This is a genomic window from Carboxylicivirga fragile (assembly GCF_050589805.1).
Classification (GTDB): domain Bacteria; phylum Bacteroidota; class Bacteroidia; order Bacteroidales; family Marinilabiliaceae; genus Carboxylicivirga; species Carboxylicivirga fragile.
The window spans coordinates 1-14,956 of record NZ_JBNGOY010000046.1; the positions used below are offsets into that span (position 1 = coordinate 1).

Sequence of the window (14,956 nt, forward strand, 5' to 3'; positions counted from 1 at the left end):
GGGGTCTAATTTGAAATAAAAAACCAAACGCCCAATAAATGGGCGCTGTAGAAGAGAATTTTATGAATCCCGACTTTAGTCGGTTAATAGTGATTTTCATAATAAACCACAGCCTTAATCTGGTTCTATTACGTTTTATTATAATCCGTTAATTCTTGATTTACTTAGACAAGATATTATAAATCTCTTGTCTAAGTAAATCATTTCCGACAATTCTTTCAAAGTCCGAATCTGCTTCAAATATGGAAAGTAGTTTATCAATTACTTCTAAGTTCTTGTTTTCTATTTCTTCTTGCAAAGCTTTTAATCTAAAGTAAAAGTGCTCGGCTGAGTTAAAGTTTAAAGTTGGTCTACTATGAATATTATTAGAAATACATACTGCTTCTTTTAGTCTTTTGTTTAATAGATTTAAAAGATTTAATCCAATAAATAATTCCCCAATTAATTAAACCAAGAGCCCAATATACTGGATATTTAAGCCCTAAATAAAAAGTATTGAATCCGTCAACCACACCGTTGTTCTGATTTATACTATTCACCTCTAGTATTGATGAGAAATATGGAAATAAAAATAGGTAAGAAGGAAATGCTAAATTTTTAACAATTGAACTAAATCTTGATTCTTTTATCCTAGTTAAGGATAAGATGTTTGCTAATAAAGTTATAGCAATTATTAAAATGTCATATTTACCCAACAGCATTCCTTATTTTTTATACAATTGTTCTTGTTTAGAGGGTTGTAATTAGTAGACCAATCACAGATGCTTAAAAAATCCTTTTAGAGATCCTATTTCTCAAGCCAGTACTAAAATAGTGTTTTTAGTTAGACAGATGGATTTATGGTGAGGAATTTTTACAATGGAAATTTTTGTACAAAAAACGCTTCTCCCGATTTCTCAAGAGAAGCGTTACTCGTTAATTTACCTGTTTTCTAGTTTTCTAAAAGTCTATTATCTAATCTAATAAATCATACCGCTCCTTGCGATAACATGGCGTCAGCAACTTTAACAAAGCCGCCAATGTTAGCACCATCAACGTAATTAATGAATTCATTGTCCTTGGTGCCGTATTGTACGCAGGTTTCGTGAATGCTACGCATAATATTTTGTAAGCGATTGTCCACTTCTTCGCGCGACCACCCTATACGCATACTGTTCTGGGTCATTTCTAAACCCGATACGGCTACACCACCAGCGTTGGCTGCTTTTCCCGGGCCAAAGAGTATGCGCTTATCCAGGAACACCTGAATAGCTTCAGGCGTAGATGGCATGTTGGCACCTTCCGATACGCACATGCATCCATTCGAAACTAAGGTAATGGCTTCTACTTCGTTAATCTCGTTTTGTGTGGCACTAGGCAGGGCAATGTCTGCTTTTTCACCCCAAGGTCTTTCGTTTTCTACATACTTTACCTTGTATTTATCTGCATATTCACTGATGCGACCACGTTTAATATTTTTCAGATACATCACGAATTTTAGCTTTTCATCGTCGATACCATCCTTATCGTAAATGTATCCGCTTGAATCGCTCAGGGTTACTACCTTGCCACCTAATTCGTTTACTTTCTGAACAGTGAATTGTGCTACATTACCAGCTCCCGAAACCAATACGGTTTTTCCTTCAAATGTCTCACCACGTGTTTTTAGCATTTCGCGGGCAAAGTAAACATTACCATAACCCGTGGCCTCTGGTCGTATTACACTACCGCCGTAATTGAGGCCTTTGCCAGTAAGTACGCCCGTAAATTCATTTCTTATGCGCTTGTACTGGCCAAAGAGGAAACCTATTTCGCGTCCTCCTACGCCAATATCACCAGCAGGCACATCGGTATTTGGCCCAATGTGGCGATACAATTCTGTCATAAAGCTTTGGCAGAAACGCATCACTTCATTGTCAGATTTGCCTTTGGGGTCAAAATCACTACCGCCTTTACCACCTCCCATAGGCAGGGTTGTTAAGCTATTTTTAAATACTTGTTCGAAAGCCAAAAACTTGAGAATACCTAGGTTGACTGTTGGGTGAAAACGTAAGCCACCTTTGTAAGGTCCAATGGCACTATTCATTTCAATGCGAAAACCACGGTTAACGCACATGTCGCCTTTGTCGTTAACCCAAGGCACCCGAAACATAATGATACGCTCAGGTTCAACAATACGTTCAAGCACACGGGCATGTTTGTATTTGGGGTTTTCATCAAGGAAGGTGTTTAAAGACTCAACAACTTCGTGTACTGCCTGATGGAATTCAGGTTCAGCAGGATTCTTAGCCATTAAATCGGCCATAAAGGCATTGATGCCTAATGAAGAAGTGTGTGACATACAACTAGCTTTTTAAAATTGATTTGTTAACTGAGTTTTATATTGAGTAATCTAAATTCTGATACTACAAACACATTATTTCTCAAGCGTAATTATCAACCAACTAGCACATAGGTTTCATCCCCCAATTACAAAGAAAAGTTAAGTAAATACTTATAAAGAATCCATCTTTATAAGACGAAAAAATACATCTTATTTTATTAAACGTTTTTTCGTATCTTTTTATCATTAAACTAAGCTTCTATGCAAAAGGATTGGCGCAATTTAAGTGGGATGAATTCCAATAATTCAGCTTTGGTATTGGATGTGCTAAACGACTTGCAAAATATTCTTCTGCAAGAGAATCCCATTGATGAAACACTGGAAGAAGTTTTAGAGATATTACCCAAGGGTTTAAGTCAACCTGAGTTGATATGTGCGCGTATTAAATATCGTAATTTTGTCTTTTGTACCGATAATTTTAAAGAAACCATTTGGGGTTTGACCGAACGATTTACTACAATTGATGACGAAAAAGGTGTCATTGATCTATTCTATATTAGTGAGCAGGACGAACGTGATGAAGGGCCTTTCTTGAGGAGCGAACGATTATTGATATATCAGGTCGTACGTATCTTAGCTGGATACATCAATCGCATAGTAGGCGAGCGAAACCATTCCGAATCATTGGAACGGTTGAAGGAGTTATCGACTATTAACAGAACGACCCGCATTATTAACCAAGGGAAAACAATAGATGATGTTTTGCAACAAATAGCTTTTGTATTGCCATCGGGTTGGCAATATCCTGAGTTTGCTGTTGCACGAATAGCGTATGGCGACAAAGCTTTTTGTAGCGAATATTTTAATGAGTCGGTTTGGGTGCAAACACAACGCTTTCAAACCAGCGATGGTACAATGGGTTCCATTGATGTGTATTATACGCGCGATTTTTCCTATTTTTCAGGCGATCCCTTCTTAAACGAAGAAAGGGATTTGTTAATGAACATTACTCGTTTGGTTACTGATTTCATAAATACTCAATTGGCACAAGATGAGAAGATGGAGCGGCAGGAGCGGGTGAAGGAGTTGAAAACCATCAATGAAACATCGCGTGTGATTGGCTTGCAGATGCCAATTGCCTACACCTTAAGTCATATTGCTGAGCTCATACCTAAAGGCATGCAACACCCTGAATATTCTGTGGCTCGTATTGCTTTTAACGAGGATGAATACATCAGTCCCAGTTTTGTTGAAACACCTTGGTTGCTGCGTCATAAGTTTGAGACCATCAATGGCAAGCAAGGTACCATCGAAATATTCTATCTAAAGGAACTTGCCAAAACACAGGAAGAGCTTTTTTTGAATGAGGAAAACGATTTGATAGCCAATATTGGAAACCTGGTGGTTGGTTATTTGAATAGCATGGAGGCTCGCCAGTTGATGGATAAGGTAAGGCGACCTTTAACGGAGTTACATCAGCCTAAAAAAAGTAGTGAGCAAGCAGCAAGTGCGAAACAAAGTAAACATTTGCTGCAGAATTTTATGCACAAGAATAATGCAGCACGCGATATTTATCACGATTTAATGCCCTTTAGAGTGAAAGAGATATTGCTGGTTGCCAACCTTTACGATGCCTATGCTATCGAGAATGAAGGCCGTTTTACCGAGCAGGTGATGGGTGGTTTTCATCAGTTACACTTATCATCATTGCCCCGTGTAACAGGAGTTACCACCTATGAGGAAGCCATCGAAAAATTAAATGAGAAGCATTTTGATTTGATTATTGTGATGGTCGGAGTTGAGAAGAAGTCCCCACTTAATTTAAGTAAGATGGTGAAGAAGGAGTTTCCTTACATTCCTATTTTCATGCTCTTAAACAATGATAAGGATATTCCATATTTTCAGGCCAGGCAGCGGGAACTTGGTGTTTTAGATGAGTTATTTGTTTGGAATGGCGATCCAAAAGTGTTTTCATCCATGGTGTTCCATTTGGAGGATAAGGTAAATGTAGAGAATGATACGGAGATTGGTTTGGCTCGGGTCATCCTATTGGTTGAAGACTCTGTCCGTTATTATTCAAAGTACATGCCGCTGCTTTATGCCAGTGTACTTGAACAAACGCATCGTCTGATTGACGATGTACAGGGCGATGAGTTGTATGCGGTATTGCGTTTGCGTGCGCGACCAAAGGTATTATTAGCCCGTAATTATGAGGAGGCACTTGATATATTTAAAAAGTACAAAGACTATTTGCTGTGTTTAATATCCGATGTGGAGTTTTCGCAGAATGGTATTATGAATGCTAATGCAGGCTTTGAGCTGGTTAACTATGCCAAGGAGCAAATAAAGGATTTACCAGTTATTTTGCAGAGTTCTAAAATTGAGTATTCGCAGGATGCCTACGAGCTGAAAACCGTCTTCATCAACAAGTACAGCGATAGTTTAATTCAGGATATAAAAACTTTTATAAGTCATTATCTAGGTTTTGGTAATTTTGTTTATAAAGATGCCAATGGTCGTAATATTGCCATTGCACGAAACCTTAAGGAGTTTGAGCAGAACCTACGTAAGGTGCCTATCCAGTCCATTGTTTATCATGCTAAGAAAAACCATTTCTCACTGTGGTTAATGGCACGTGGAGAAATAAAGATTGCGAAAATGATTGCGCCTTATCGCATTACTGATTTCGAAAATGCAGAGGAAATCAGAAGCTATCTTCTAAATATTGTTAGAAGTCACCGCGAGGAGAAGAGTCAGGGCAAGGTGATTGATTTTGATGAGGTGGATACTGTTGACGACAGTAATATCATAAGTTTATCTGGTGGTTCGCTGGGTGGTAAAGGGCGTGGATTATCTTTTATCAACACACTCTTATATAATTTCGATTTTGCCAATCACGTGCCGGGTATCAACATACATACACCCCGCACAACGGTTATTGGCACCGATGAATTTGAGTTATTCATGGAGCGTAATAACTTTCACGAATTGGTTTTTCGTGAGTTGAGCTACCATCAAATTAAGAAGATGTTTCTTGCGGGTGAATTATCGCAATCGTTGGTTTATCGCTTGAAACGTCTGTTGACCATTTTTACTTCGCCCATAGCGGTGCGTTCATCTGGTTTATTGGAGGATAGTCAGAAACAGCCTTTTGCAGGTGTATTCGAAACGTATATTCTTCCCAATAACCATAAGAATGCCGAAAAACGATTGAAGCAATTGTGTGAGGCTGTCAAGTTGGTATTTGCATCCGTTTTTAGTGAAACGGCCAGAGCTTTTACCGAGGCTGTTGACTTTAAGATTGAAGAAGAGAAGATGGCGGTGGTGATACAAGAAGCGGTTGGTCAGAAGCACGACAATGTGTTTTATCCGCACATTAGTGGAGTGGCTCAATCTTACAATTACTACTCTTTTGGTCACATGAATCCCGAAGATGGTTTTGCCGTGTTAGCATTGGGTTTTGGTAAGTATGTGGTAGACGGTGAAAAAGTGCTACGTTTTTGTCCTATTTATCCTGACTTGGAGAATAACTCGGCCAAGGATCAGTTGAAGAATTCGCAAACCGAGTTTATAGCGGTTGATTTAAATAAGCAGGATCTAAACCTATTGGAAGGAGATACGGCTGGTTTGGTTCGCCTCGATTGCATGGATGCAGAGATGCACGGAACACTTAGGCATCTGGCTTCGGTCTATAATCCCGATAACCAAACTATTCAGCCCGGTTTGGAGCAGGCGGGTCCACGAATCCTTAATTTTGCCGATATTCTTAAGTATAACTACGTACCTTTAGCCAAGACTATAGAAGTGGTGTTGGATGTGGTGAAGGAAGCAATGGGCTCGCCAGTTGAGATAGAATTTGCAGTTGACTTAAAAAATGATAGTAAAGGAAGAGCTACCTTTTATTTGCTGCAAATAAAGCCCTTGTTGGGTGGTTCTCAGAACTATTCAATCAATAGTAGTAGCATCGATGAGGACAAAGTGATTCTAAAATCATTGCAAAGTATGGGCAATGGCAAGAACAAAACCATCAGTGACATTATTTATATAGATGTAGATCGTTTTGATAAAGCACAAACGCGTGCGATGGCAGCTGAAATTGAACAGCTCAATACAAAGATGAAGGCGCAGAATCGACGTTATATACTAATAGGACCAGGTAGATGGGGCACACGTGATCCGTGGATTGGAATTCCGGTAGCCTGGCCAAGTATATCGCATGCGCAAATGATTGTAGAAACCGATTTACAAGGGTTCCCACTGGAAGCATCCGGAGGTTCCCATTTCTTTCATAATGTTACATCTATGCAGGTGGGTTATTGTTCGGTTCAACAGGGTGTGAAGGAAGCAAAGGTGGATTGGGAAGTATTGGATCAACAAGAAGTGGTTGAACAAACAAGTTTCTTTAAACATATTCGTTTTAAGAAACCTTTGGTGATAAGAATGGATGGCCGCAGACGTAAGGCCATTGTTACATACAACGAAGAGCAATAGTGTGAGAATTGGAATGAAATTAAAGTGAAGCTTGCTCTTGAGATTTGAAGATAGAATATGGATAAAGAAATTATAGACTTTAGGCAGACGAATTTTTTTGCAGAAACACAGTTTAATCGTTTGATGCAACGACGCATTCATAAGGTGCTACTTATTTGTAGTGGTTACGATGCCTTTATGTTGGATGAGGATGGTCGCATCGACGAGCAGATATTTAATGAGTATGTGTCTTTGAACTTGCGTTATCCGCCTCAATTTATCCAGGTGAAGTCGGCCGAAGAAGCTTTTCAGGTGCTTGAAGAAGAAAATATTGATCTTATTATTACCATGCTTAGTGTGGGCGGAATGGATCCCTTTTTGATGGCCAAGGAAGTAAAGCAAAGTAATAGTAGCATACCAATTGTGGTACTTACGCCTTTTTCGCGCGAAGTATCCATGCGTATGCGAAAAGAGGATACCAGTGCCATTGATTATATTTTTTGTTGGTTGGGTAATGCCGACATCATGCTTGCCATTATTAAATTGATCGAGGATGAAATGAATGTGGCGCATGATGTGGCTGAGGTTGGTGTGCAAAGTATCCTTTTGATTGAGGATTCGGTGCGTTTCTACTCGAGTTACCTGCCCTTGATTTATCGTATCATATTAAAGCAAGCTAAGATGTTCATGGACGAAGGTCTGAATGAGCACCAGAAGATGATGCGCATGCGTGGGCGACCAAAAATATTATTGGCCCGTACTTATGAGGAGGCTATTGATTTGTACGAAAAGTACGAGGATAATTTACTTGGTATTATTTCAGATGTGTCGTACGACAAAGAAGGAAAAAAAGATACGGAAGCAGGTATTAAGCTGGCTCGAATGGTGAAGAAGCGTAACCCGTACATGCCCTTTTTATTACAGTCATCAAACCGTAGTTTAGAGACTGTTGCAAAAGAGTTGAAGGTGGGTTTTGTATACAAGCATTCGTCCTCTTTATTACGTCGTCTAAAGGAGTTTATCAATACCTATATGGCCTTTGGCGATTTTATCTTCATCGATCCCACTACAGGACATGAGGTAGGGCGGGTAAGTAACCTTAAGGAATTACAAGAGCGTTTGTTTCAAATACCTGACGAGTCCTTGTTTTACCATTTTAAGCGCGATCATATTTCCAAGTGGCTTAATGCACGTGCCCTATTTGCTGTGGCCATGGTTGTGAAATACCTCAAGGTTGAAGATTTTGGTGATTTAGATTCTACCAAGCACTTTCTGTTTGATACCATAGCTAACTTTCGTTACAGTAAAGGAAAGGGAATCATTGCCAAGTTTTACCGCGATAAATTCGATGAGTATTTAACTTTTACCCGCATTGGCGATGGTACCATTGGCGGTAAAGCTCGTGGTTTGGCTTTTTTAAATCTATTGATTAAGAAACATCCTGAACTTAATTCGTTTAAAGATGTGGTGGTGACCATTCCCCGCACAGTTGTGCTTAGTACGGATATATTTGATGAGTTCATGGAATTTAACAAGCTATATCCCATTGCACTTTCCGAAGCATCGGATGAGGAAATAATGGAAGCCTTTGTGGCTGCTCATTTGCCCGAGCGAATCCACGGTGATATGTTTAAGTTCATGTCCATTGTAAAAGGGCCTATCGCCATTCGTTCGTCCAGCGTTTTGGAAGATAGCCACTATCAGCCCTTTGCTGGAATTTACTCCACCTACATGATACCCAAGGGGCCAGACGAAAGTGTGGTGCTTACCCAATTGTGTGATGCTATCAAATGTGTTTATGCATCTGCTTTTTTCAATTCGAGTAAGCGATACATGGAGGCTACCATGAATGTAATTGATGAGGAGCGCATGGGTATTGTGCTTCAAGAAGTAGTTGGGCAGCAGCATGGCGATTTGTTTTATCCAACATTTTCGGGAGTAGGACGATCAGTCAATTTCTATCCGATTGAACCTGAAAAAGCAGAGGATGGGACTGTTAATGTGGCAATGGGCTTGGGTAAGCACATTGTTGAGGGTGGCGTATCGTTGCGCTTCTCACCTAAGTATCCTCAAAAAATATTACAATTATCGAGTACCGATATGGCTGTGCGCGAGACACAGAAAGAATTCTTTGCGCTCGATTTAAATGCAGATAGCTTTCATGCTGATATTAATGACTCGGTAAATATTAAAAAACTGAGTCTGAAAGTAGCAGAGGAGCATGGCACTTTGAGGTGGCTTGGTTCGGTTTACGATTACAATAATCACATGATTCGCGATGGCTTAATGGCTAAAGGGTTACGCTTGGTTACTTTTGCGAATGTATTAAAGTACGATGCTTTTCCACTGGCTGATATAATGAAGCAAGTACTTGAGTTGGGTGAGCGTGAAATGAATCAGCCGGTTGAGGTGGAGTTTGCTGTTGATTTACAACCTAAACCAGGACACTTGCCTGTTTTTTACCTCTTGCAGATCAGACCTATTGTAGATAGTAAAGAAACCATATCGGAGAAGTTGGAAGAGGTAGTACCAGAAGAAACATTGATTTATTCCAAATCGGCCTTGGGCAACGGAATTATCAATGATGTAAAAGATGTCATTTACATTAAGGAGGAAAATTTCAATCCGGCTAATAATCCCAAGTTGTTGCCGATTATTGAAAAATTGAATGAGCCCTTCCATAAAAATAATCAATCGTATGTTTTGATTGGACCGGGTCGTTGGGGTTCGCAGGATCCATGGTTAGGTGTGCCCGTTAAGTGGACGCAGATTTCGGCTGCAAGGGTAATTGTTGAAATGGGGCTTGAGAATTATCGCGTTGATCCGAGCCAGGGAACACATTTCTTTCAGAATTTGACGAGTTTGAGAGTGGCTTATTTAACGGTTACGCCGTCCATTGGTGATGGTTATGTTGATATGCCTTATTTAAATTCGCTATCAGCTGTTTACGAAGATGAGTTTATTCGACATGTGCAATTACCTAACGAAGGTGTGATAAAGGTGGATGGACAAAAGGGTATAGGTGTGGTGTTGCCACCTGTTATCGATGATGCTGAGTTAAACGAATAGAGAAACATTAGGATTTCGATCCACAAGATAGAGCTTATGAACTTAGAACGTTTTTTACTACAGTTAGAACAGAATAATCCTGAAGAACCGGAATTTATTCAAGGGGTTCGTGAGTTTTTAAGTTCGGTTAATGAACGTATTAAAGATGATTTTCGCCTAGCTCATGCAGGTATTCTGGAGCGCATTACAGAACCCGATCGTGTGTTTGTATTTAAAGTGCCATGGTTAAACGATCAAGGTAAGGTGATGGTGAACCGAGGCTATCGGGTGCAGTACAATAATGCACTTGGTCCATATAAGGGAGGTTTGCGCTTTCATCCGGCACTCACGCTTGGTACGGTAAAGATGTTGGCCTTTGAGCAAGTATTTAAAAATAGCCTCACCTCTCTTTCTTTGGGTGGTGCTATGGGAGGTGCTAATTTCGACCCGAAGGGAAAATCCGAAGCGGAGATAATGCGTTTTTGCCAAAGCTTTGTATTGCAATTATGGGATTTATTGGGTTCCGATATGGACATACCTGGTGGAGATGTTGGCGTTGGTGGACGTGAAGTGGGTTATCTATTTGGGATGTACAAAAGGCTAACTCGTAAGCATAGTGCCGCATTTACGGGAAAAGGACCTGAATGGGGTGGTACAAGTTTGCGTGCTGAATCAACAGGTTATGGGGTTATCTATTTTCTGAATGCCATGCTTGCTGAGCACAATGATAGTATCGAAGGAAAAATAATTTCAGTTTCAGGATTTGGAAATGTGGCTTATGGTGTCATTCGAAAAGCCAATGAGCTGGGGGCAAAAGTTGTGACACTTTCCGGACCAGATGGATATATTCACGATCCAGAAGGTATTACGGGAGATAAGTTAGATTATTTGGTGGAGCTAAGAGCTACCTCACAGGATCTGGTTCGGCCTTATTCCATTGAATATCCGGGTACAGCTTACTTCGAAGGAGAGAAGCCTTGGAATGTGCCATGTGATATAGCCATACCATGTGCTATTCAAAACGAAATTGGTGATAAGGAAGCTCGCCAGTTGATGGCTAATGATTGTAAGTATGTGGTTGAAGCCGCTGATAGGCCTTGCACATCGGATGCAATGGATTTATTTGATAACAACGGAATAGTATTGGCGCCGGGAAAGGCAGCTAATGCCGGAGGTGTTGCCGTATCGGCTTTGGAGTTGGCACAGAATACCATGAAGATGAATTGGAGTGATAAGGAAGTTGACCAACGCCTTAAAGATATTATGGAACGAATCTATCAGCAATGCCGTATTCATGGTGCTAAATCAGATGGAACAGTTAATTACCGCGATGGTGCTAATTTGGCATCATTCCATCGGGTAGCTGAAGCAATGATTGATCAGGGGGCTGTTTAATTAATTTGAAGATTTGCCAATTCGTTAATTATTCAATGTGATAATGAGGTAATTTGAAGATTTACCAATGAGTTTATTTGGAGGTGGATTAATGCCTGCTCGGTGAGCTTGTCGAACCGTAGATGATATTATCGATGAATTAATTTACCATTGCACCATGCAAAAAGCCATCAGCCATAGCTGGAAGCTAGTAGCTAACCACTAGCAGCTAATAGCTAAAAAAGTTCCAGTTGATTTGAAAAGCCATGCGCCCCTTCCAATTGAAGTAATTTCTTTTTGGCAGGTAAGCCACCGGCATAACCGGTAAGTTCACCTTTACTGCCAATTATGCGATGACAAGGAACAATGATAGAAATAGCATTAGCACCATTGGCTGATGCTACGGCTCGAATGGCCTTTTCGTTTTTCAGTAGTTTTGAAAGACCAAGGTAGGATTGTGTTTGTCCAAAGGGAATTTGCATTAGTGCTTTCCAAACGCTTTGTTGAAAATCGCTTCCCACCAATTTTAATGGCAAATCAAAGGTGCTTCGCTCTTTTTTGAAATAGGCAGTGAGTTGCTCAACACACGCTTTGGTCAATTCTGTTTCGCCCTCCAAATATTCAGCTGATAAGCCTATGAGAATTCGTTTGTCGATGGCAGGACGCATTTTACGATGGCGCCAGTCGCAAATGCATAATTCTCCTTCGTAATCACCTATGATTAATTCCCCAACCGGGCTTTTGTAATATTGTATGAAGATGGTGTTCATTTAATCAATAGGCTAAAAACTTTCCCAATCGTCTTCACAACATTGTCTTTTTGTATGGCGTCCAACTCACCTTTATCTAACCATATGCCTTCGCAGATTGGGCAATGATCAATAATCACCTTTTTATCTCTGGCATGTTCCACCTTACTCATTTTAGGATGCAGATTGCACGAGGGGCAGTGGAGTTTATCAAATTGGTCTTTCTTATTGGGAATCTTGCGAATTTCCACAATGGCCAGTTCTACAATGTTTTCAATTTGTTCCAATTCATCTTTATCGAACCAGGTACCTCCGCAACTGGGGCAGTTATCAACTTGAATGGAACAGGTTAAATCTTTAAGAGCTTCTTCTTTGAGGGGTGTTACACATCTTGGGCAATCCATATGTTTTGAATTTATTTAAGCGTAATGAATAGTAAAGATAATAGAATCTATTGTTCCTTAAATAATCGCATTGCTTCCAAATAGTTCTCAGCACCTTCAGCTGTCATATTGTAAATAAAGCCATTTAACTCAGGATGGTTTTGGTTGATCCAGTTCACCAAGGTATCGCGATTTTGAGTCCATCTTGCTGTATCAAAATAAACATTCTCCGTGGTGTGTATTTTGCTAATTTTATTTTTATCGAAGTAAAATGTTGTTTTGTAGATGCTTGCACTGTCCTGCAAAAAAGTAATTCGCTTGCAGTTTTTAGAAATAGTGGTGTTAATACCATTCTTTGTTTCCTGAATATGCAATAGGTGGTAGTAGGGAGAAAATACCGAGTCCCATTGAAAAAATGTATGAAACTGCTCTTTGCCCTTGAGTATGGTATATTCTTGTTCTGACATTAGAATGGAGTCAGACATGAGTTGATCGAGATTATGGTAATTAGCTTCATTTAGCGAATGAATGTACAAGCGAACACTTCGCTCATTGGCATTCTCTTTTGTGAAACTTTGGCAACCGAGTATTAGTGTTAAGGCAATAAAAATAAACGCTTTGTAGTTCATAATTTCGGGTTTAGTTTAGTGTTTTTAATGTAAATCGTTTTCAACAATGGCGTAGTGATAGTTGTCTTTCCATTCACCTCTAATGGGTAAAATTTTTCTTCGCAAGCCTTCTCTTGTCATACCTGCTTTTTCCAGCACCTTTATTGAAGCCATATTTTCTGTTGCCACACCAGCTTCAATTTTATGCAAGTTTAGATATTTAAATCCATAATTAATTAGGGCCTTGGCAAGCTCAGTGGCATATCCTTTGTTCCAGAATTCAGGTAAAAGGTTGTAATATATTTCGCCTAGCTTAAATCGGTCGGCCGAGAGATTTATGCCAGCTTCTCCAATGAAACGGTTGTCTGATTTTAAGCGAATGCACCAATGTATATGCTTGCGAGGAACTTGTTTTTGAGCCTCAAGGCTAGTGTTAATTAGCTTTTCACTTATTCGAATGTTTTCAGGAATACCCAGTGTATTGTATCTATCTACTTCTGGTAAACTATGAAGAGTATGGATATGATCTACATCATTTAAACTAATCTCATTTAAGTCTAATCGTTTTGATTCTATTGAATGCAAAATGTACTTGTTTGCTTCTTCCCAGTTACTCGATTGTTTTCCCGAAAGTTGGGTGATATTTAATTTGAGGATAGTAAGCGCATCAATATGTTTAGGATTAAATATTGAAATGGATTCGGCGCCATGCTGTTGCATGATGATATTAAGCGCATCTTCCTTCTGTTTGGCAACTGTTAGTAGTTCAATATTGCCATAACCAAGTATTGATTGGTAAGTAGTGGCCCATTTGCAGGCAATTTGGTTTTTCACTAAGCTTACGCTTTGATCAATTTCGAAGCAGACATGAGGATTCTTTCGGAGTACATCCAACTTTTTACCTTTGTTGGCTGAATGAATGTATATGGTGTTTTCGCTGTAGCCATAATTGAAAGGCAATAGGTACGGTTTCTCTCCATCTAACATGGCAATTCTGCAGATGGTTGAGCTTTGCAATATGTTTTCGATTACTGCCTTATCTTTAATTTCTTGATTGGCTTTTTGCATAGTTTTTAAACTATTTGGAATTTGAATTTAAAAGCAGATTCATTTCCTCCGCCATTCTTAATCCAAGATGGATGTAGCCTTCACTATTATAATGCCATGGATCGGAGTATTTGTAGTAGCGCGTATCTCTTATTATGGCTGCGTTAATATCGTTGTTTACGAATTTTTCCTGAGCATATTGCACGAGTTCTCCGTAGGGCCAAACCTTACCGTTTTCATCGTTCCACGAATCTGATATTTTGCCAATTACTATTGGAAGGTCATTACTGTGTAAGCTCGCTCTAATTAAATCCATCAGGCGTTTAAGATTAGCGTGATAGCGTAATGCAATGTCTTCCGTCACATCGGCATCGCTCTCGCCTTGCATCCATAATATTCCACTAGGAATAAGTTTATCAACTTTACCATCATTATTGATGTCGCTATTCGTAAAAGCATTTTTAAGGGTGGTCAGAAAATGATTGTATTGATTAATGCCGATTTTACCTTTAAAATCAGGTTCCCAACATCCAAATTGTCGCGTAGCTACACTGTCAATGGAACTGCCTCCTTTTGAATATTTTATGATGGCTATTTTATCGTTTGGATAGAGTTGTTTGAGCTTATAGGCAAACGATAATTCAAGCCCAAAACGTTCTGAATAAGTATTCTTCTTACCATCGGATGAAAAGCCTACTCCATGTCCTGTTTGCAGAGGCGCCCAAATTCCCAGACCTCCATCGGGCATGTCATCACCCATGCTATTGCCATGGAAAATATATACATCATCTAATTGCTGCAATAAAGAATCAGGTAAGTCTTTGTTGTAACCGTAACCATCCATGTTGGATTGCCCTCCCAAGTAAAATACTTTGTAGGTATCGCCCTTTCCCTTGGCACTTGTAGCTGAACTAATAATGAATAAAGCAGCAATAATTGTTAAGACAGATTTCATTTCGACTTGAGTTATAATAT

Annotated in this window: 9 protein-coding genes; 3 read left to right on the forward strand and 6 right to left on the reverse strand. The window is 39.6% G+C overall.

Annotated features, from left to right (window positions below; all coding sequences use genetic code 11):
• Positions 1-967: 967 nt before the first annotated feature.
• Positions 968-2,320 (reverse strand): NADP-specific glutamate dehydrogenase, encoded by a 1,353-nt coding sequence (gdhA, locus tag ACRD7B_RS17670; protein WP_430825944.1) that lies wholly within the window; start codon positions 2,318-2,320, stop codon positions 968-970.
• A gap of 243 nt (positions 2,321-2,563) precedes the next feature.
• On the opposite strand from gdhA (ACRD7B_RS17670), the gene ACRD7B_RS17675 reads away from it, so the two are divergent.
• Genes ACRD7B_RS17675 through gdhA (ACRD7B_RS17685) form a run of 3 tightly spaced genes read left to right on the forward strand, consistent with a single transcriptional unit; the run spans position 2,564 to position 11,215 of the window.
• Positions 2,564-6,793 carry a PEP/pyruvate-binding domain-containing protein gene (locus tag ACRD7B_RS17675; RefSeq protein ID WP_430825945.1) on the forward strand — a complete coding sequence of 1,410 codons (4,230 nt, stop codon included), beginning with the start codon at positions 2,564-2,566 and terminating at the stop codon, positions 6,791-6,793.
• 57 nt (positions 6,794-6,850) lie between these two features.
• Positions 6,851-9,841, forward strand: coding sequence for a PEP/pyruvate-binding domain-containing protein (locus tag ACRD7B_RS17680; RefSeq protein WP_430825946.1), 2,991 nt, complete (start codon positions 6,851-6,853; stop codon positions 9,839-9,841).
• Positions 9,842-9,877: 36 nt separating this feature from the next.
• Positions 9,878-11,215, forward strand: coding sequence for an NADP-specific glutamate dehydrogenase (gene gdhA / locus ACRD7B_RS17685; protein WP_430825947.1), 1,338 nt, complete (start codon positions 9,878-9,880; stop codon positions 11,213-11,215).
• Positions 11,216-11,430: 215 nt separating this feature from the next.
• On the opposite strand, the gene ACRD7B_RS17690 is transcribed toward gdhA (ACRD7B_RS17685), so the two are convergent.
• The 5 genes from ACRD7B_RS17690 to ACRD7B_RS17710 are packed head-to-tail and all read right to left on the reverse strand — an operon-like array spanning position 11,431 to position 14,936.
• On the reverse strand, positions 11,431-11,964 hold the full coding sequence (locus tag ACRD7B_RS17690) for a methylated-DNA--[protein]-cysteine S-methyltransferase (protein ID WP_430825948.1): 534 nt from the start codon (positions 11,962-11,964) through the stop codon (positions 11,431-11,433).
• Complete coding sequence (locus tag ACRD7B_RS17695) at positions 11,961-12,347, reverse strand: TFIIB-type zinc ribbon-containing protein (RefSeq protein WP_430825949.1); 387 nt, start codon at positions 12,345-12,347, stop codon at positions 11,961-11,963. The genes ACRD7B_RS17690 and ACRD7B_RS17695 overlap by 4 nt, the downstream gene beginning before the upstream one ends.
• A gap of 47 nt (positions 12,348-12,394) precedes the next feature.
• The gene (locus ACRD7B_RS17700) at positions 12,395-12,955 is read right to left on the reverse strand and encodes a hypothetical protein (RefSeq protein WP_430825950.1); all 561 of its coding nucleotides are present in this window, start codon (positions 12,953-12,955) and stop codon (positions 12,395-12,397) included.
• Between the two features lie 24 nt (positions 12,956-12,979).
• Positions 12,980-14,002, reverse strand: coding sequence for a GNAT family N-acetyltransferase (locus tag ACRD7B_RS17705; protein WP_430825951.1), 1,023 nt, complete (start codon positions 14,000-14,002; stop codon positions 12,980-12,982).
• 10 nt (positions 14,003-14,012) lie between these two features.
• Entirely contained in the window at positions 14,013-14,936 is a 924-nt protein-coding gene (locus ACRD7B_RS17710) for a sialate O-acetylesterase (protein WP_430825952.1), read from the reverse strand.
• Between the last annotated feature and the right edge of the window lie 20 nt (positions 14,937-14,956).